Below are 18,660 nucleotides of genomic sequence, written 5' to 3' on the forward strand. Positions count from 1 at the left end.
GTTCCCCTTCGTTCGAGACTCGCTGAACCCTCACAAAAGGGAGACCTGCACCACAATCCGTCGGTCGTAGTGTGTTCAGCTCGTGATCAGCTGAACACACTCCGCTAGGCCCTCGACCGAGACGTTCCACTCCGGGCGCACGAAGTTCGCCGCGTCCAAACGCAGTCGCACCTGCTCAAGGGGTTCGCCGCGGGGTGCGACGACGATCGTGCCGTCGGGGACGTAGCCGAGCTTCTCGCTGACCCGGTTCGAAGCCCGGTTCCCCACCCACGCGGCCGAACGCGCGATCCGGGCGCCCAGGTGGTCGAAGGCGAACTGCAGCACGGCGATCCGCATCTCGGTGCCGAGCCCGCCGCCCTGGAACTGCTGGCCCAGCCACGAGCCTGTGTTCACCTCGCGCAGCACGCCGAAGTCGTGTCCGCTGAACGACTGCACGCCGATCGCCTTGCCCTCGAACCGCGCGATGAAGTTGATCGTCCAGTCGCCCCGGGCGATCTTCGCGCGCTGCCCCCAGAAGAACTGCATCATGCCGACGCCGTGATCATCCGGAAGCCAGTCGGTCCACGGCACGGAGAACGGCATCTCCGCCGGGTCGTGCACACCGTCCAGAGCCACGTCGACGAGCTCGAACAGGCCCTCGTCGTCGTCCGGGCGCAACTCCAGGCGCGGGGTGCGGAGAACGAGGTGTCGCAGCGGCCAGGCGTCCATGTTCCGATGGTGCCGGACCTGTCGAACGGTATTACGGTCGACTGTATGCATGCCATCTCTGTTCGCGAACCCGGCGGCCCCGACGTGCTCGAGTGGACCGAGGTCCCCGACCCCGTGCCCGGTCCGGGTGAGGTGCTGATCGACGTCGCCGCGAGTGCGGTCAACCGCGCGGATCTGCTGCAGCGCCAGGGCTTCTACCCGCCGCCGCCCGGTGCGCCGGACATCATCGGCCTGGAGTGCTCCGGCACGATCGCGGCACTCGGCGAGGGTGTGACGGGCTGGCACGTCGGCGACGAGGTGTGCGCGTTGCTGGCCGGCGGCGGCTACGCGGAGAAGGTCGCGGTGCCGGCCCCGCAGGTCCTCCCCCTGCCCAAGGGCGTCGACCTCGTCACGGCGGCCGCGCTGCCCGAGGTCGCGTGCACGGTGTGGTCCAACGTCGTGATGGACGGAAGGCTCAAACTCGGCGAGACGTTCCTCGTCCACGGCGGCGCCGGCGGTATCGGCACGCACGCGATCCAGGTCGCCAAGGCACTCGGCTGCACGGTCGCGGTCACGGCGGGCTCCGACGAGCGCCTGGCCAAGTGCGCCGAGCTCGGCGCGGACGTCCTGGTCAACTACAAGACCCAGGACTTCGTGGCCGAGGTGAAGCAGGCCGACGTCGTGCTCGACAACATGGGCGCCTCCTACCTGCCCCGCAACATCGACGTCCTCGCACCGGACGGCCGGTTGATGATCATCGGCATGCAGGGCGGCGTGAAGGGTGAGCTGCCGATCGGCAAGCTCCTCACCAAGCGGGCGTCGGTGATGGCGACGGGTCTGCGCGGCCGCAGCATCGAGAGCAAGGGCGCGATCGTGGCCCAGGTCCGCGAACACCTGTGGCCGCTCATCGAAAGCGGGGCGGTCAAGCCGATCGTCGGGCGCACGGTGCCGATGTCCGATGCCGCCGAGGCGCACCGGTTGCTGGAGGCCAGCGACGTCTTCGGCAAGGTCCTGCTCAAGCGAGAGCAGTAGCTGCGGCGAGCGAGGTCCGGGGAGCCGTGCGGAACTTCAGCCCGAACTCCTCGGACCACCGCGTCAGCACCGCCTGTTCGTCCGGGCGATCGACGTCGTCGACCAGAACCGTCGCTCCCGGCGCCAGCACGGCTCGCAACACGGGCAACGCCGGATAGCGCGAGTCCCCGAAGCCCGGCCCGTCGACCAGGAGCAGATCGACGAGCCCGAACTGGTCGATGTACGCGAGCACCTCGTCGTGCACCTGCTGCGGCGCGTACCACTGGCCGTGCCGCGACAACGCCGCCGGATGACGGGACAACGGCGCGTGCACCACCCGCGCGACCGACCCCAGCCCCTCGCGACGTAGTTGTGAGGCAACGAAAGCAGCCGTGCGCTCGTCGTGCTCGATGCACAGCAGGTGACCGAAACCGCGCTGCTGCAACAGACGCGCCAGCAGGACGGACGTGGAGCCGCAGCCCAGTTCCACGACGACGGTCCGCGCACCGAGCACGATCTCGTCCATCACCGCGACCAGAGCCGCTGGGCGCAGGTCGGCGGGGAGCTGTGGCAGGTACTCGGTGTCGAGAGAGCCGATGCGCTGCAGGGCCGAGAGATCGGCGAGCTCGCGAGCCAGCGAGTCGTCCAACAATGATCTCCCAAGCAGCTCAGCCCAGTTCGGATACCGCCCTCACCAGGTCGTCGACCTCGACGGCGTTCGTGTAGTGCGCGAGCCCGACGCGGATGGCGCCGCCGACCTCGCCGACGCCCAGCACCGAGAACACCCCGTGCTGACCGGGGTCGGCGAACGCGCAGACGCCTCGTGACGCGAGGTGTTCCACGCCGTCCTCCGCCTTGACCCCGGCGATCGTGAACGCCAGCGCGGGAACCCTGCGCATGGCGTCGCCGATCACCATCACGTGCCGCAGCGAACGCAGTTCGTTGATGAGATTAGCGAGCAGCCCGGCCTGGTACGCCTTCACCGAGCTCAGAGATGTGACGAGGCGCTCACGCCGCGTGCCCGAAGCCGCGTCGTCGAGGTCCGCGAGGTACTCCACGGACGCGACCAGCCCGGCGAGCATCGGGTAGGCGTGCGGGCCGAGTTCGAGCCGTTCCGGGCCGCGTGCCGTGGGGTCGACCGAAACGGACGGCAGCCGCTCCAACATGGACGGATCGCGGAACACCAGCGCCCCGACCGGCGGACCACCCCACTGACCAGCGGAGATGGCCACGACATCGGCACCCATGTCGACGATGTCCAGCGGCACGAACGGCGCGGCGGAGGAGGCGTCCACCACCATCAGCGACCCGTGCGCGCGAGCCACCGCGGAGATCTTGTTCAGGTCGGGGCGAGTTCCGACGACACCGGACGCCGCGGTGATCGCGATGAGCTTGGTGCGGTCGGTGACCAGCTCGTCGTACTGCCAGCCCGGCAGCTCGCACGTCTCGATGTCGATCTCTGCCCATTTGACCGCGCTGCCGGTGCGCTGGGTCGCGCGCAGCCACGGCGCGATGTTCGCGGGGTGGTCCAGCCTGGACACGAGCACCTCGTCGCCCATGAACCAGTCGTCCGTCATCGCGTCGGCGAGACGTTGCAGCAGCACCGGGGACGACGGACCGAGCACGACACCGGCGGGATCACCGCCGACGAGGTCCGCGACGGCACGACGAGCAGCGTCGACGATCGCCTCGGCCCGTTGCGAGGCGGGGAAGATGCCACCGGGTCCGGAGACCGGGGCGCGCAGCGCGGTGGAGACGGCGGTGGCGACCTGTTCGGGCACCTGCATGCCGGCCGGTGCGTCGAGGTGGACCCAGCCGTCGCCGAGCGCGGGGAAGAGCCCTCGTACCCGTGCGACGTCGAACGCCATGCCACACACCGTACGTATGAAGGCAAACACGGTGTTGGCCACCCCCGACCCGGTAGCCGGGTGCCCGACACCTCCGTTCGATGAGAGTCACGGGCGAGAGGCGATCGCGGACGAGAGGCGTCGGGCACCCGGCTAACCTCCGTCAACCCGAGAAGGCCAGGATGGAGACCATGAACCAGGAGCAGCCAGTCGTCATCGTCGGCGGACAGGACGGCGACATCACCGACATGGTCGAGCAGCCGGCGAAGGTCATGCGCATCGGCACGATGATCAAGCAGCTGCTGGAGGAGGTGCGGGCGGCACCTCTGGACGAGGCGAGCCGCAACCGCCTCAAGGAGATCCACAAGCGGTCCATCGAGGAGCTGGAGGACGGCCTGGCGCCGGAGCTGCGCGAGGAGCTGGAGCGCCTCTCGCTGCCGTTCACCGAGGAGGGCACGCCGAGCGATGCCGAGCTGCGGATCGCCCAGGCCCAGCTCGTCGGCTGGCTGGAGGGCCTGTTCCACGGCATCCAGACCGCCCTGTTCGCCCAGCAGATGGCCGCCCGCGCGCAGCTGGAGCAGATGCGTGGACGCGCCCTTCCCGCCGGCAGCAGCGGCGAGGCGGCGGAAGGCGGCATCGGCGGCAAGGGGACTGGCCAGTACCTCTAGCACGACACCTCTAGCACGACCCCGTGCCGGTGGCTCTACGATGCGCTGAACTTTCTGGGAAGGGAGCCGCCGTGCTCGACCGTGTCCTCCAGGGCTTGCAGGCGAAGCAGCTGCGACACAAGTTGCGTGTCAAGGCGATTGAGCTGATCCAGGACGCGATCCAGCCGCAGCGCGAGCAGATCGAACGTCTGCAGGTGCAGATCGACGGTTTGCGCGAGGAGGTCGCCCACCAGGGCAGCCGAATCGCCGACCGCATGGTGCAGGGCGAGATCCGCGCGCGTCGCGACCTCGTGTTCGCCGCGGACCAGGAGGCGGCGCTGGACAGTGCGCGGTTCGTGCACGAGCACATGCCGCGCGTCCCGCACTTCGGCAGCCCGCACGAGACGCTCGAGTTCGCGCTCGCCCAGACTCCCGAGGGCGGCCTGGCGCTGGAGTTCGGCGTCTACACCGGCGGCACGCTCAAGATCATCGCGCAGGCCCGGGACGGCGTCGACGTCTACGGCTTCGACTCGTTCGAGGGTCTGCCGGAAGACTGGCGCAACGGCTTCCCCGCCGCCACGTTCACGATGGACGGCCTGCCGGACGTGCCCGGTGCCGAGCTGGTCGTCGGCTGGTTCGACGAGGTGCTGCCGAAGTTCCTGGAGCAGCACGAGGGCCCGGTGACGTTCCTGCACGTCGACTGCGACCTGTACTCGTCCACGAAGACCGTGCTGGACCTGGTCGGCCCGCGGCTGGTCGAGGGCAGCATCGTGGTGTTCGACGAGTACTTCAACTACCCGCAGTGGCGCAAGCACGAGCACAAGGCCTGGATGGAGCACGTCGAGGCGCACGGCGTCGAGTTCGACTACCTCGGGTACACGTACGACCACGAGCAGGTCGTGGTCAAGGTGACCAAGGTCTGAGCCAGGTCACGGCACCGTGACCCACCGGTGAGCAGGACGCTGGGTCGACGCCGGTACGCTCAGTCCTCGTGCAAGCCACCAGTACCCTCGACCACCCCGAGGTGCCCCCTGCCGCGAAGTCTCGGAGCTTCAAGCGCGCGTTCGCCGACGTGCGCGAGGCCTGGGATCACCGCGAACTGTGGGGCCACCTCGGCTGGCAGGACATCAAGCAGCGCTACCGGCGTTCGGTCATCGGCCCGTTGTGGATCACCATCTCGATGGCCACGACAGCGCTCGCCCTCGGCTTGCTGTACTCCGTCCTGTTCAAGGCGAACGTTCCGACGTTCCTGCCGTACGTGACGGTCGGCTTCATCGTCTGGCAGTTCATCGTCGGGTGCGTCACCGAGGGCACCGACGTCTTCATCGTGAACGAGGGGATCATCAAGCACCTGCCCGCGCCGATCACGGTCCACGTGATGCGCATGGTGTGGCGCCAGGTGCTGTTCCTCCTGCACAACCTCGTGGTCTACGTGGTGGTGCTCGCGATCTTCTTCACCGCGCTCGACCACCCGTACCAGATCACCGAGGACGGGCCGGTGCACCCCGGTCTGAGCTGGACCATCGTGCTCGCGATCCCCGGCTTCGTGTTGCTCGCCGTGAACGCGGTGTGGATCTCGCTGCTGTTCGGTGTCATCAGCACCCGCTTCCGCGACATCCCGCCGGTCGTGAACAGCTTCATCAACCTGGTCTTCTTCATGACGCCGATCGTCTGGGACGCGGGGGTGCTGCAGAAGGTCGCCGGTGACGACGCCAAGTGGCGCGTGCTCATCGCCGAGCTCAACCCGGTGTTCCACTTCGTGGAGATCGTCAGGGCACCGATGCTCGGACACAAGGTGGACTGGCACCACTGGGCCGTCGTCGGCGGCTTCACCGTCGTCGGCTGGCTGCTCGCGCTGGTGATCCTGCGCAACTACCGCGCCCGCGTTTCCTACTGGGTCTGAGAAGGAGGCCGAGACAACCGTGGTCAGCATCGACGTCTGGAACGCATCGGTCGACTTCCCGATCTTCGACGCCAAGTCGAGGTCGTTGAAGAAGCTCGCGCTCGGCAAGGTCGGCGGCAAGATCGGCTCAGAAGGCCGAGTCCCGATCATCGAGGCGCTGCACGACATCACGCTGTCGCTGAAGGAAGGCAGCCGCGTCGGCCTGGTCGGCCACAACGGCGCCGGCAAGTCCACGCTGCTGCGCCTGCTGGCGGGCATCTACGAGCCGACGCGCGGCCACTCGCGCATCATCGGCAAGGTGGCGCCGGTCTTCGACCTCGGCGTCGGCATGGACCCGGAGATCTCCGGGCACGAGAACATCATGATCCGGGGCCTGTTCCTCGGCATGAGCCGCAAGCAGATGGAAGCGCGCGTCGACGACATCGCCGAGTTCACCGAGCTCGGTGACTACCTGCAGATGCCGCTGCGCACGTACTCGACGGGCATGCGCGTCCGGCTGGCGCTGGGCGTCGTCACGTCGATCAACCCCGAGATCCTCCTGCTCGACGAGGGCATCGGCGCGGTCGACGCCGCGTTCATGGCGAAGGCCCGCGACCGGCTCAAGGACCTGGTGGCCCGCTCCGGTCTGCTCGTGTTCGCGAACCACTCCGACGAGTTCCTCGCGGAGTTCTGCGACACCGCGATCTGGATGGACGAGGGTCACGTGAAGATGCACGGTGACCTGCGCGAGGTGCTGACCGCGTACAAGGGTCACGATCCGTTCGAGGGGCGGCACCTGCCCCACGAGACTCCCGTCCTCACTGGAAATGGCGGCGAATAGACCGTGAACCTCCAGGCACTGCCCAAAGGCTCTGTCGTCGCGGTGGTGGTCACCCGCCACCGCCGCGAGCTGCTGGCCGAGTCGCTCAAGGCGCTCGCGACCCAGACCCGTGTCCCCGACCACCTGGTCGTCGTCGACAACGGCCCTGACCAGCCGGTCGACGACCTCGTCGAGCAGTGCCCGCTCTCCACGACCTACCTGCCCTCGCACCGCAACCTCGGTGGCGCGGGCGGTTTCGCGCTCGGCATCCTGCACGCGCTCTCGCTGGGCGCGGACTGGGTGTGGCTGGCCGACGACGACGGCCGCCCCGCCGACGAGAACGTGCTGGCGGTACTGCTGGAGGAGGCCGAGCGCCGCAACCTGGCGGAGATCTCCCCGGTCGTCACGAACATCGAAAGCCCGGACAAGCTCGCGTTCCCGTTGCGCCGCGGCCTGACGTGGAAGCGCTCGGCGGCCGAGCTCGGCACCGACTTCCTGCCGGGCATCGCCTCGCTGTTCAACGGCGCGCTGTTCCGGGCGTCCACGCTCGACGTCGTAGGCGTGCCGGACTACCGGTTGTTCTTCCGCGGCGACGAGGTGGAGATCCACCGCCGCATGGTGCGTTCCGGCCTGCCGTTCGGCACGTCGCTGCGGGTCGCGTACGTGCACCCGGACGGCTCGGACGAGTTCAAGCCGATGCTGGGCGGCAAGTTCCACGCCCAGGACCCGGAGAACCCGATCAAGCGCTACTACACCTACCGCAACCGCGGTTACCTGCTCTCGCAGCCGGGCATGCGGAAGCTGGGCGCGCTCGAGGTGTTCCGGTTCGGCCTGTACTTCCTCGCCGTGAAGCGGGATCCGAAGGCGTTCGTCGAGTGGCTCAAGCTCGTGCGCCTCGGTCAGCGGGAGCGCTTCTTCCGCAAGTGATCTGCTGAGGGCGGAACCGCTACCAGCGAAACCGCCCTCAGCACGGCACTCGGTCGCGGTTTGCTGTGGGCATGAGCCGACTTGTGCTGTTCCTCGCCGCGAACCCGAACCCCATCACTCTCACGGTCACCAACGAGACGCGGGACGACCTCGCGCCGCGGTTGACCCAGATCGTCCGCAACGGCCACACGCAGCCGATCTCGGGCCCGGACGGCCAGGAGTACGTCGTCAACTTCTCCAACGTCGTGGTCGCGCACTTCGAGTAACCGCTCGCGCACCCGAGGTGATCGGAGTAAGACGTGATGAGTGATCTCCCGACGCAGACTTCTTTCCTTGGCGGGCGCGAGCGCGTTGCTCGCGGCGTGCGGCTCGAACACCGGGCGGGGCGGCAGCGGCCAGGCCCTCAAGCAGTGGTACCACGCCTACGGCGAGCCCGGTGTGCAGCAGGCCGTGGAGCGGTACGCCAAGGCGTACCCCAAGATCCCGGTCGACGTGCAGTGGAACCCCGGCGACTACGACTCCAAGCTCGCGACGAGCCTGCTGTCAGACGGCGGACCGGACGTCTTCGAGTCCACCCTGCAGATCAGCTCGGTGCGGGCGAATCAGGTCGTGCCGCTCGACGACGTGTTCGGCGCCGCCAAGAACGACTTCTCCGAGTCGATTCTCGCGACGCACACCGTCGACGGGAAGATCTACGGGGTCCCACAAGCCGTCGACATGCAGATGTTGTTCTACCGCAAGAGCTTCTTCGCTCAGGCCGGAGTCCAGCCGCCGTCCACTGTGGATGAGCTGGTCGAGGCCGCGCGCAGGCTCACCCGGGACGGGGTGAAGGGGATCTTCGCGGGCAACGACGGTGGTGGCGGGGTGCTGGGCGGGCCGGCGCTGTGGTCGGCGGGGCTCGACTACGTGCGGGACCACCAGGTCGGGTTCGACGATCCCCTTGCGGCGCAGGCGATCGGCAAGCTGCGCGAGCTGTACACGAGCGGCGCCATGCTGCTCGGCGCGGTGAAGGACTGGGCGGAGCCGGACGCGTTCACCCAGGGTCTCGTCGCGATGCAGTGGACCGGGCTGTGGGCGGTTCCGGCCGTGCAGAAGGCTTTGGGCGACGACTTCGGGGTGCTGCCGTTCCCGAAGCTGAGTGCCGGCGGACGGCCGAGCGTGCCGGTCGGCGCGTTCGGGGCGATGGTCAACGCCAAGTCGAAGCGGATCGACGAGGCGAAGGAGTTCGTCCGCTGGCTGTGGATCGAGAAGACGGACTACCAGGAGGACTTCAACCTGAGCTACGGCTTCCACATCCCGCCGCGCAGGAGCATCTCCGAGAAGGCCTCGAAGCTGACGTCCGGTGCGGCCGCCGACGCGGTGAAGTTCGTGCGGGACAACGCGAAGGCGTCCAACCCGCCGGACTGGACGTCGGTGATGCGCACGGCGTTCAACGACGCGGTCTCGCGGGTGGTCCGGGATGGAGCCAAGGCCGATGAGGAGCTGAAAACCGCCGCGGGGAAGGTGCGGGACGAGCTGAAGCGCTTGTACGGATGAACAACGGGCGCGCGTTCTGGCTGTTCGTCGGGCCGTTCGCGATCGGGCTGCTCGTGTTCGTGTACGTGCCGATCGGGTGGAGCCTGCTGCTGTCGTTCTTCGACGCCCGCAACACGGTGACGCCCAGCGAGTTCGTCGGGCTGCGCAACTACGCGGACATGCTGACGGACCAGCCGTTCCTGTCGAGCCTGGGCACGTTCAGCGTGTTCGCGGCGTTCATCGTGCCGCTGACGTTCGTGCTCGCGCTGGCGCTGGCGTTGCTGGTCAACCAGATCAGCTTCATGCAGGGGTTCTTCCGGTCGGTGTTCTTCCTGCCGACGGCGTGCTCGTACGTGGTGGCGTCGCTGGTGTGGAAGCTGTCGATCTTCAACGGGGTGCGGTTCGGGCTCGCGAACACCGTGCTCGGGTGGTTCGGCGCGGAGCCGGTCGCGTGGACCGTGTCGACGTCGCCGCCCTGGTACTGGCTGGTGCTCGTGACGTTGCGGTTGTGGCTGCAGCTCGGGTTTTACATGATCCTTTTCATCGCCGGGCTGCAGCGGATTCCACAGCACCTCTACGAAGCCGCGTGGATCGACGGTGCTTCTCGTGGCTGGCAGACGCTGCGGTACATCACGCTGCCGCAGCTGCGCACCACGTCGGTCGCTGTGGTGCTGTTGCTGCTCATCGCGGCGTACCAGGCGTTCGACGAGTTCTACAACGTGCTGGGGACCGACCGCGGCTACCCGCCGTTCGCGCGGCCGCCGTTGATCTACCTCTACTACACGGCACTGGGGTCGGGCGGGCAGGACTTCGGGCACGGCAGCGCGGGCGCGGTCATCCTCACGCTGCTGATCGCGGGCGTGACGTTGTTGCAGGGCAAGGTGATCACGCGATGAAGGCGCTGAGGTACCTGGCGCTGTCGATGGCGGCGGTGCTGTTCCTGGTTCCGTTCTACCTGGTGCTGCGCAACGGTTTGGCGACCGAGCAGGAGATCACCGCCCAGCAGTGGACGTTCTGGCCGAGCGAGATCCACTGGGAGAACTTCGGCGCCTTGTTCGGCAACCCGGCCGTGCCGATGGTCCGCAGCATGGTCAACTCGCTGGTCGTCGCCGTGCTGCAGACGGTGGGTCAGCTGCTGCTGTGCGGGCTGGCGGGTTATGGCCTGGCCCGGATCCCGTACCGGTACGCGAACGTGGTGCTGTACTTCGTCGTCGCGACGCTGATGATCCCGGCGGCGGTGACGTTCGTGCCGACGTTCGTGGTCGTGTCGTCCCTCGGCTGGGTCTCGGACCTGCGCGGACTGGTCATCCCGGGCCTGTTCAGCGGGTTCACCGCGTTCCTGTTCCGGCAGTACTTCCTGAACTTCCCGCGCGAACTGGAGGAGGCCGCGCGGATCGACGGGCTCGGGCACTGGGGCACGTACTGGCGGGTCGTGGTGCCGAACTCGAAGGGGTTCTTCGCCGCGCTGGGCGTGATCGCGTTCGTGACGTCGTGGAACCAGTTCCTCTGGCCGCTGGTGATCGCGCAGGACCAGGACTCGTGGACCGTGCAGGTGGCGCTCTCGACGTTCCTGACCGCGCAGTCGATCGAGGTCACGCAGCTGTTCCTGGCGGCTGCGATCTCCATCACGCCTCTGGTGGTGGTCTTCGTCGCGCTGCAGCGCCTGCTCGTCCGCGGTGCGACGGAAACCGGCATCAAGGGGTGAAAGAGAAGAAATTTTGTCGTTGGCTGCCCGCGCCAAAATGGCACGAGCCGCCAACGACAACCCCCAGCCCCCCAGCTGATCGCCCGACCAATACCCAGGGGAGGTCCGATCAGGCGACGGGAGCGACAATATGGGCGGCCCGGGAGAGCTGTCAAGTAAAGTTTAGTGAACACGATGGGGGTCACGTGGCCACAGCAGACGGCCGTCGCACACTCGCGGACGCCCTGACCGGCCTGATCGCGAAGAAGGCCGAGCGGGACGGGACCGAGTCCGTCGCGGACCAGGTCATCGGCGAGCACATCGGCAAGTCGCGCACCACGGTGTGGAAGCTGCGGACCGGTCAGGAGACCAACCCCAAGGTCGAGACGCTGGAGGCGTTGGCCCAGTTCTTCGGCGTCAAGGTGAGCTACTTCCTCGACGACGAACGGGCCGCGGCGGCCGATCAGGAGCTCGACTCGCTGGCTGCGGCGCGGCGGTTGCAGGAGGCCGCCGAGCGCAACGGGGTGAAGGGCATCAACGCACGGTTGGGCAGCCTCTCCCCTGAAAGCCTGCTCACGGTCGCGAAACTCATCGAGGAGCTCGGTGAGGCGGAGAAGAACGAGTGACCGACCCGCTGCGGTCCGAGGACACCGACCTCGCCACGTTGCGGCGGCTCATCGACCGGACGCTCGACGGGCTGACGTGGCCGGTGCCGTTCGACCTCGACGCCCTGCTCGAACAGATCTCCGTGCGGCGCGGCAAGCGGATCAGCCTGTTTCCGGCACCGCTGCCCCGTGATGGCGCCGGCGGGCTGGTGATCGAACGCGAGAAGGACCTCGTGATCGTGTTCGACGAGAGGCTTCCGCCGTTGCAGCAGGAGCACGTGATCATGCACGAGGCCGCGCACGTGCTGTTCGAGCACCGCGGCACGTCGTTGCAGGACCTCACCGACGACGAGATGACCGAGCTGGAGCCGGAACTGGTCGAGACGGCCCAGCGGTTCGCCAAGCGGGACGGCTACTCCGGCGTCGAGGAGAAGGTCGCCGAGATCGCCGCGGCCCTGATGTGGCTGCGGGCCGGTGCCGCGCGGAGCATGGTGCCGCTGCCGAACCGGTCGCGCGCCGTCGCGGACGCGAGCTCCCGGTTCGTGGCCGCGTTGATGAACCGGCAGGCCGGCTCGTGACGGTCCTGCTCGACCCCACCGTGATCTCGTCGACCATCGCGACGGTCTGCGCGTTCTACCTGATGCTGCGGGTGCGCCGGAAGCCGGGCAACTTCGCGTTGTGCGCGGCGTGGCTCGGCACGCAGAGCTTCGCGTTCAGCCTGTGCCTCGGCCTGCTCAACTACGGCGCAGAGGCGACTCGGCCGGTGTCCGGCCTGACGCGTTTCATCGGGACCACGCAGCACGTGCTCCCGATGATCGGCATCTACCTGGGCTACTGCGCGTACGTGTTCATGGCCCACGAGCGGGACGACGCGGTCAAGCACGTCCGGCGGCACGGCGTCGCACTGGTCGTCGTCCTGGTCGCGGCACTGGTGCCGGCGATCGCCGCGTCACCGGAGGACTTCACCGCATCGCACGTGTCCGACCACGCAGCCGGACCGGTGAGCTCGATCTACCTCGTGATCTTCACCGGCTACCTCGCCGTGATGGTCGCCGCCGCGGCGCGCCTGGCGTGGAAGTGGTCGCGGCTGGCCGACGAACCGTGGATCCGGCGCGGGCTCGCGGTGGGCACGATCGGCTACGTGCTGGCCGCCGGGTACTGCGCGGTGCGTGCGACGTTGATCGTTCTCGACCTGGTCGGCCGGCCGATCATGATCAAGGACGGTTCGGTCACCGGGTGGCTCATCACGCTCTCGCTGCCGTTCATCCTGATCGGGATCACGGTGCCGGGCTGGGGCCCGCGGCTGTCCGCGGCCATCCGGGGATGGACCATGTTCCGCACCCACCAGCGGCTCCACCCGCTCTGGTTCGCGCTGACCAGCGCGTTCCCGCACGTCCGCATGTCGATCGGCCCGTCCCGGCTCGCCGCTTGGACGCTGCGCCACTTCGACCGGCCGTGGAGCACGGAGTTCGCGCGGCGCCTCGACGAGAAGTGGGCGGTCGGGGATCTCTCACTGCGGCTGCACCTGCGCGTGGTGCAGATCTGGGACGCCCGCCGCGCCCTGCTCGACCACTGCGACGTCGCTGACCACGAACGTGCCCTGGCGGACCCGCGGCTGAAAAAGCGCGACCCGGAGGTCCGGGCCGCGTTCGCCGAGGCCGCCATGCTCGCGGCAGGCCTGCGCCGCCACCGGACCGGCGAGCCACCCGTCCGCTCGGGTGCCGACTCCGTGCCGGCTGGGGTGACCAGCGCGGATCTCGCCGCCAACGTGACCTGGTTGCGCCACGTGGCAACGGGTTTGCAGACGCTTTAGAGGTTTCTTGCAGGCAGGCCCGACAGAGTCAGCACCAGCGAGAGCCCGGCTCTCCTGGGGGTGGAGCCGGGCCGCCGTGATCAGTGTTCGAACACCTTGCGCCACGACTCGGTGGAGGTCAGTTCCGGGAGCGCGGCCCGGTACACCCGCTTGAGCTGGTCCCACTCCTGGCCGAGCCGCCGGTAGTTGCGGGCGGCTCGCTTGGCGAGCGCGCGGAACTCCTTCGGGTCGCGCTTGTAGAACGCCACCGCCGTGCCGTCAGCGGTGGAGACCGTCGCGCTGTCCAGGTTGCCGAGCAGGAACCACCTGGCGCTCAACGCCGGCACGTTCATCTGCGGGCTGCCCGCGGCGTCCGGAGAGGGCTGGCGGAAGTTGTGCAGCAGGGACTTGGCCGCGCGCTTCGCCGTGGTGATCTTCGACGACGACGGCTGCAGCATCGCCTCGGCGCGGACCTGGTCGAACGTCGGCGGCGGGAACTCGCGCGCCGACGGCAAGGTCTGCGCGTCGGAGTACTCGGCCCGCAGCTTGCGCACCTCGGGCAGTGCGGTGCGCAGCGAGTCGAAGAGCAGCGAGGGGCCGGCGAGGAAGTCCTCGATCGCCTTCTGCTGCAACGCGACCGTCGAGTACTCCATGGAGAGCAGGTGCCGCAGCGTCAGCTTCAGGCCGTGCTTCAGGATCCCGTTCTTCACGTCGTACGGGCTGTGCAGCGCGGCGAGGATCAGGCGGTTCCGCGTGTGGAAGTACGCCTGCCAGTCCGTCGAGTCGTTCTTGTCGGTCCACGGCATGTGCCAGACCGCGGAACCCGGCAGCGACACCGTCGGGAAGCCGCGTTCCAGTGCTCGCAGCGAGTACTCCGCGTCGTCCCACTTGATGAAGAGCGGCAACGGGTAACCGCTGCGGCGCACGACCTCTCGCGGGAACAGGCACATCCACCAGCCGTTGTAGGTGGCGTTGATGCGCGGGTGCAGTTCCTTGGTGTCCCGCAACGAGTCCGTGGCGAAGTTGTGGTCGGTGACCGCGCCCGGTGCCGCGCGCCAGAAGCACGAGTTGAGGTCGACGATCTCGCCGAAGCTGTGCAGGCGCGACCGCGAGTGCAGGTTCAGCATGTGACTGCCGACGACGACGGGCTGGGCGGCGGCACGAGCGAACGCGTTGGAGCGCAGCAGAGCGTCCGGCTCCAGGCGGATGTCGTCGTCCATCAACATGATCTGGTCGGCGTCGGTGTTCTCGATCGCCTCGAACATGCCGCGGGTGAACCCGCCGGAACCGCCCAGGTTGTCCTGCTCGATGACGACGAGCCGGTCACCGAGGACCGCGGCGGCCTCCGCGAAGCCTTCGGTGGCACGGACCTTCACCGGGCCCTGGTCGGCGACGAACACGTTGCTGAGCACGTCGAGCACGGCCTTGTCCTCGCCGAGCGCGCGCAGCGCGATCACGGCGTCGACCGGGCGCATGGTGGCCATGCCGATGGCGACCTTCTGCGGTGGCAACGGTTCGCGGACCGTCCACGCCGCCTCGCGGATCTCCAGCGGCGCGTTGTCGGTGAAGACGTCGAACCAGATCCAGCCGCCGTCCTCGAACGGCTTGAGCGACACCGCGAACTCGACCTCGACCCACTCGGCCGCGTCGCGGACGTACTGCCCCTCGATGTGGATGATGTCGCCGGACGGGCGCGAGCGGTACACGTCGACGCGACCCGTGCCGCGCACGACCAGGCGAAGCACGACCTCTTCGACGATCGTCCAGCGCTTCCAGTAGGAGGCCGGGAAAGCGTTGAAGTACGTGGCGAAGGAGACCTTCGCCGACGGGGGGACCGTGGTGCTGCGGCGGGACGCGACGTGGCAGTGCACCGAATCCGGCTCGTCCAGGTAGAGCGGCCGGACGTCGAGCGGGTCCTCGTCCCTGGGCAGGATCACCCGTTGCAGCACGCAGTTCTGGTCCACGGAACCGGTCCCCCGATCAGTAGAGAGGGCGGCCCGGAAGATCCGGACCGCCCACGCGACACGTTGTGTGGTTCAGAGGTCGTACAACCGCGACCAGGTCTCGCGGCTGGTCAGCTGGCCCATCGCCTCCCGGTAGGCGCGCTGCGCCTCCGGGGCCTTGCGGTAGAGCTCGCGGAAGACCTTGGCGCCCTGTTTGGACAGACGCACCGCGAGTTCCTTGTCCCGCTTGCGGACCCGCACGCCCTCCTGCGACGCGTCGGTCACGACCGCCGTGTTGAACAGCGAGACGTGCCACCACGCCGAGTCACCGGCGGGAACGGCGCCCGCCTCGTGCACGGACTTGCCGAGCAGCTGGTTCATGAGCCGCTTGACGAACACCGGCGCGATCAGCTTCGGCGCCGGCGCCGCGCTGATCATCGGCAGGCTGCCCGGCTTGAAACCGGGGATCTCCGACGCCGGGTGCCGCACCGTCTCCGGGTACTCGGCACGCAGCTTGCGGATGTCCGCCGCCGCCTGCACGCCGCCGTCCTTGAGGAAGTCCGGGCCCTTGAGGAAGTCCTCGATCGCCTTGAGCTGGGTGGCGGCGAGGCCGTACTGCATGCCCAGGATGTACGTGGCGAACTGCTTCGCCATGCCCCGCACGATCATCCGCGGGTCGAAGCGGCTGTGCAGCGAGGAGGTGATCAGGGCGTTGCGCAGGTTGAAGTACCTGTGCCAGTCGTCCCAGTCCTTCCAGTGGAAGTCCGCGTGCCACACGCCCGCGCCGGGCAGCGAAACCGTGGCGAAGCCCTGGGCCCGCGCGCGGTAGCCGTACTCGATGTCGTCCCACTGGAAGAACAGCGGCAGCGGGTAGCCGACCGCCTTCACGATCTCCGACGGGATGAGGCACGACCACCAGCCGTTGTAGCCGGCGTCGACGCGCTTGTCCTGGACGTTGCGCTTGCCCGTCTCCTCGTCGTAGCCCGTGAGGTCGGCGTTGAACAGCGCGCCGTCCACGACCTGGCCCGGCGCGAGGGTGTCGAGGTTCGCGTACTCGGCGCCGACGTGCAGGAAGTTCGGGTGCAGCAGGTAGAGCATCTGACCGCCGACGATCGTCGGCTGCGTCGTGCGGTTCGCGAACGCCGTGAGCCTGATGACGATCTCGGGCTCGCACAGCACGTCGTCGTCCATGAACAGGACGTTGGCGTGCTCGGCGTGGTCGATCTCGGTGACCTCGTACAGGCCGCGGGTGAAGCCGCCGGCGCCACCGAGGTTCGGCTGCCGGATGTAGCGCAGCTTGGCCCCGAGTGCCGCCGAGACCTCGGCGAACCGCTCACGCGACTCGACGGCGTCGGTGCCCTGGTCGACCACGTAGATCGTGTCGACGAGCTCCAGCGGCTCCGGGTCGGACGCGAGGGCGGCCATCGTGTTCAGGCAGTCGTCCACGCGGTTGAACGTGCAGATGACCACGGCCGTCGGACGCACCGTCTTCGGCGGCGCGACGGTCCAGCGGACCTGCTCCACCACGAGGGAGTCCTCGGCGGTGGTCACGTCGAACCACAGGCCACCGCCGTCGGTGAACTTGTCGATCTTCGCGGAGAGGCGCACCTTCTGCTTCTTCGCGCCGGCGAACTTCTCTGCGGCGACCATGCGGGTCTCGCCCTCGGAGTCCGAGGCCACGAGGGCGACCTGGCCGGAGCCGGTCACCTCGAGCTCGAGCTCCACCTCTGGGCTCACGCACCACCGCTGCCAGTACGACGCGGGGAATCGGCCGAAGTAGGTGTTCATGGAGACCGTGGCGTTCGGGTGCACCACCATGCGGTGGCGCTCCCGGTCCGCGATCCCGCGCTTCACCTCGGCGTACAGGTCCTCCGAGACGATCTGCGAGGGCCCTGCGAACAGGCCGCGCTGCGTCAGCAGCTTCTCCGGCGCCTCGTGCTCCACGAGGTTGGTCTTGCCCGGCATTGCGATTCAGTCCTCCAGCGACCCGTCCAGCGCCTGACCGGACGCCAGGTGCGGAGCGATCTTGTTGTCGAACACGCTCAGCGCCGACCCGATCGCCATGTGCATGTCCAGGTACTTGTACGTGCCGAGTCGCCCGCCGAAGATCACGTTGCGCTCCGCGGCTTCCTTCTTGGCCAGTTCGCGGTAACGCTCGAGCTTGGCGCGGTCCTCAGCCGTGTTGATCGGGTAGTACGGTTCGTCGTCCTTCTCCGCCGCGCGGGAGAACTCCCGCACGATAACCGTCTTGTCGCCCGGGTACTCGCGCTCCGGGTGGAAGTGACGGAACTCGTGGATGCGCGTGTACGGCACGTCCGCATCGTTGTAGTTCATGACAGGCGTGCCCTGGAAGTCGCCGATCGGCAGCACTTCCTGCTCGAAGTCGAGGGTACGCCAGCCGAGCCAGCCCTCCGAGTAGTCGAAGTAGCGGTCGACCGGGCCGGTGTAGACGACCGGCGTGCCGGCCGGGATCTCGTCCTTGATGTCGAAGTAGTCCGTGGACAGCTTGACGTCGATGTTCGGGTGGTCCGCCATCTTCTCGAGCCACGCGGTGTAGCCGTCGACCGGCAGACCCTCGTAGGTGTCGTTGAAGTAGCGGTTGTCGAACGTGTAGCGCACCGGCAGGCGGCTGATGACCGCCGCGGGCAGCTCCTTCGGGTCCGTCTGCCACTGCTTGGCCGTGTAGGCCTTGATGAACGCCTCGTAGAGGGGACGGCCGACCAGCGAGATGGCCTTCTCCTCGAGGTTCTTCGCGTCCTTGGTGTCGATCTCCGAGGCCTGCTCGGCGACCCACGCCCGCGCGTCCTCCGGCGACATGTACCGGCCGACGAACTGCGACAGCAGGCCGAGACCCATCGGGAACTGGTACGCCTGACCGTTGTGCATCGCGAACACGCGGTGCTGGTAGCTCGTGAACGAGGTGAACTCGTTCACGTACTCCCACACCCGCTTGTTGGACGTGTGGAACAGGTGCGCGCCGTAGCGGTGCACCTCGATGCCTGTCTCGGGTTCTGCCTCCGAGTAGGCGTTGCCTCCGATGTGGTCACGCCGCTCCACCACCAGGACCCGCTTGTTCAGCTGGGAGGCGGTGCGCTCGGCGACCGTGAGGCCGAAGAATCCGGAACCGACGACGATCAGGTCATAACCTGCGAAGCTCACGGCAAGCGAGGTTACCTGCACGCGCGGAGTAACCGGAATTCAGGGCTGCACTTGGAGAAGTTGCTCTTAGACGCAGGTCACACGCCTGTCCGGCTCCGCGCGCACGCCTTCGGGCTCTGTTCGCAGCGTTGCGATCTCCGC

18 protein-coding genes and 1 pseudogene are annotated in these 18,660 nt (G+C 68.1%); 13 read left to right on the forward strand and 6 right to left on the reverse strand.

The window, feature by feature from the left end; all coding sequences use genetic code 11:
- Positions 1–75: 75 nt before the first annotated feature.
- A complete protein-coding gene (locus ABZX92_RS13905; protein ID WP_355558026.1) occupies positions 76–708 on the reverse strand; it encodes a GNAT family protein in 633 nt (210 codons plus the stop codon).
- Positions 709–753: 45 nt separating this feature from the next.
- Here ABZX92_RS13905 and ABZX92_RS13910 point away from each other — a divergent pair, with 45 nt between their 5' ends.
- A complete protein-coding gene (locus tag ABZX92_RS13910; protein WP_355558029.1) occupies positions 754–1,719 on the forward strand; it encodes an NAD(P)H-quinone oxidoreductase in 966 nt (321 codons plus the stop codon).
- On the opposite strand, the gene ABZX92_RS13915 is transcribed toward ABZX92_RS13910, so the two are convergent.
- A complete protein-coding gene (locus ABZX92_RS13915; protein WP_355558031.1) occupies positions 1,703–2,347 on the reverse strand; it encodes a class I SAM-dependent methyltransferase in 645 nt (214 codons plus the stop codon). The two genes, ABZX92_RS13910 and ABZX92_RS13915, sit on opposite strands and share 17 nt — an antisense overlap.
- A 19-nt stretch (positions 2,348–2,366) precedes the next feature.
- A complete protein-coding gene (locus tag ABZX92_RS13920) occupies positions 2,367–3,566 on the reverse strand; it encodes a cysteine desulfurase-like protein (RefSeq protein WP_355558034.1) in 1,200 nt (399 codons plus the stop codon).
- Between the two features lie 218 nt (positions 3,567–3,784).
- Between ABZX92_RS13920 and ABZX92_RS13925 the strand changes: the two are divergent.
- From ABZX92_RS13925 to ABZX92_RS13980, 12 genes and pseudogenes are all read left to right on the forward strand, one after another.
- Positions 3,785–4,213: pseudogene (locus ABZX92_RS13925) on the forward strand (bacterial proteasome activator family protein); the annotation flags it as partial.
- Positions 4,214–4,284: 71 nt separating this feature from the next.
- Positions 4,285–5,115 carry a class I SAM-dependent methyltransferase gene (locus ABZX92_RS13930; RefSeq protein ID WP_355558037.1) on the forward strand — a complete coding sequence of 277 codons (831 nt, stop codon included), beginning with the start codon at positions 4,285–4,287 and terminating at the stop codon, positions 5,113–5,115.
- 68 nt (positions 5,116–5,183) lie between these two features.
- Positions 5,184–6,095 carry an ABC transporter permease gene (locus ABZX92_RS13935; RefSeq protein ID WP_355558040.1) on the forward strand — a complete coding sequence of 304 codons (912 nt, stop codon included), beginning with the start codon at positions 5,184–5,186 and terminating at the stop codon, positions 6,093–6,095.
- A 19-nt stretch (positions 6,096–6,114) separates the two neighbouring features.
- On the forward strand, positions 6,115–6,915 hold the full coding sequence (locus ABZX92_RS13940; protein WP_355558042.1) for an ABC transporter ATP-binding protein: 801 nt from the start codon (positions 6,115–6,117) through the stop codon (positions 6,913–6,915).
- Positions 6,916–6,918: 3 nt separating this feature from the next.
- Complete coding sequence (locus tag ABZX92_RS13945) at positions 6,919–7,821, forward strand: glycosyltransferase family 2 protein (RefSeq protein ID WP_355558045.1); 903 nt, start codon at positions 6,919–6,921, stop codon at positions 7,819–7,821.
- A 71-nt stretch (positions 7,822–7,892) separates the two neighbouring features.
- Positions 7,893–8,087, forward strand: a complete 195-nt coding sequence (locus ABZX92_RS13950; RefSeq protein WP_355558047.1) for a hypothetical protein — start codon at positions 7,893–7,895, stop codon at positions 8,085–8,087.
- Between the two features lie 67 nt (positions 8,088–8,154).
- Complete coding sequence (locus tag ABZX92_RS13955; RefSeq protein WP_355558049.1) at positions 8,155–9,357, forward strand: sugar ABC transporter substrate-binding protein; 1,203 nt, start codon at positions 8,155–8,157, stop codon at positions 9,355–9,357.
- Positions 9,354–10,232, forward strand: coding sequence for a sugar ABC transporter permease (locus tag ABZX92_RS13960; protein ID WP_355558052.1), 879 nt, complete (start codon positions 9,354–9,356; stop codon positions 10,230–10,232). Before ABZX92_RS13955 ends, ABZX92_RS13960 begins: the two co-directional genes overlap by 4 nt.
- The gene (locus ABZX92_RS13965) at positions 10,229–11,041 is read left to right on the forward strand and encodes a carbohydrate ABC transporter permease (protein WP_355558055.1); all 813 of its coding nucleotides are present in this window, start codon (positions 10,229–10,231) and stop codon (positions 11,039–11,041) included. Before ABZX92_RS13960 ends, ABZX92_RS13965 begins: the two co-directional genes overlap by 4 nt.
- A gap of 185 nt (positions 11,042–11,226) precedes the next feature.
- Positions 11,227–11,646 (forward strand): helix-turn-helix domain-containing protein, encoded by a 420-nt coding sequence (locus ABZX92_RS13970; RefSeq protein WP_355558058.1) that lies wholly within the window; start codon positions 11,227–11,229, stop codon positions 11,644–11,646.
- Complete coding sequence (locus tag ABZX92_RS13975) at positions 11,643–12,203, forward strand: ImmA/IrrE family metallo-endopeptidase (protein WP_355558061.1); 561 nt, start codon at positions 11,643–11,645, stop codon at positions 12,201–12,203. The genes ABZX92_RS13970 and ABZX92_RS13975 overlap by 4 nt, the downstream gene beginning before the upstream one ends.
- On the forward strand, positions 12,200–13,438 hold the full coding sequence (locus ABZX92_RS13980) for an MAB_1171c family putative transporter (RefSeq protein WP_355558063.1): 1,239 nt from the start codon (positions 12,200–12,202) through the stop codon (positions 13,436–13,438). Before ABZX92_RS13975 ends, ABZX92_RS13980 begins: the two co-directional genes overlap by 4 nt.
- A gap of 80 nt (positions 13,439–13,518) precedes the next feature.
- Here the strand turns inward: ABZX92_RS13980 and ABZX92_RS13985 are convergent, their stop codons facing one another.
- The 3 genes from ABZX92_RS13985 to glf all read right to left on the reverse strand — a co-directional run bounded on the left by ABZX92_RS13985 (position 13,519) and on the right by glf (position 18,519).
- A complete protein-coding gene (locus ABZX92_RS13985) occupies positions 13,519–15,381 on the reverse strand; it encodes a glycosyltransferase (RefSeq protein WP_355558066.1) in 1,863 nt (620 codons plus the stop codon).
- Positions 15,382–15,453: 72 nt separating this feature from the next.
- Positions 15,454–17,325 carry a glycosyltransferase gene (locus tag ABZX92_RS13990; RefSeq protein ID WP_355558069.1) on the reverse strand — a complete coding sequence of 624 codons (1,872 nt, stop codon included), beginning with the start codon at positions 17,323–17,325 and terminating at the stop codon, positions 15,454–15,456.
- Between the two features lie 6 nt (positions 17,326–17,331).
- Entirely contained in the window at positions 17,332–18,519 is a 1,188-nt protein-coding gene (gene glf, locus ABZX92_RS13995; RefSeq protein WP_355558072.1) for a UDP-galactopyranose mutase, read from the reverse strand.
- Positions 18,520–18,660 lie beyond the last annotated feature (141 nt).

Origin of the sequence: Lentzea sp. NPDC006480, assembly GCF_040611995.1 — a bacterium.
Classification (GTDB): Bacteria; Actinomycetota; Actinomycetes; order Mycobacteriales; family Pseudonocardiaceae; genus Lentzea.

What these genes read in the sequence shown, in the direction of transcription:
- ABZX92_RS13920 (WP_355558034.1), bottom strand. Translation starts at nt 3,566, where the DNA reads ATGGCGTTCGACGTCGCACGGGTACGAGGGCTCTTCCCCGCGCTCGGC.
- ABZX92_RS13965 (WP_355558055.1), top strand. Translation starts at nt 10,229, where the DNA reads ATGAAGGCGCTGAGGTACCTGGCGCTGTCGATGGCGGCGGTGCTGTTC.
- ABZX92_RS13910 (WP_355558029.1), top strand. Translation starts at nt 754, where the DNA reads ATGCATGCCATCTCTGTTCGCGAACCCGGCGGCCCCGACGTGCTCGAG.
- ABZX92_RS13960 (WP_355558052.1), top strand. Translation starts at nt 9,354, where the DNA reads ATGAACAACGGGCGCGCGTTCTGGCTGTTCGTCGGGCCGTTCGCGATC.
- ABZX92_RS13950 (WP_355558047.1), top strand. Translation starts at nt 7,893, where the DNA reads ATGAGCCGACTTGTGCTGTTCCTCGCCGCGAACCCGAACCCCATCACT.
- ABZX92_RS13905 (WP_355558026.1), bottom strand. Translation starts at nt 708, where the DNA reads ATGGACGCCTGGCCGCTGCGACACCTCGTTCTCCGCACCCCGCGCCTG.
- ABZX92_RS13990 (WP_355558069.1), bottom strand. Translation starts at nt 17,325, where the DNA reads ATGCCGGGCAAGACCAACCTCGTGGAGCACGAGGCGCCGGAGAAGCTG.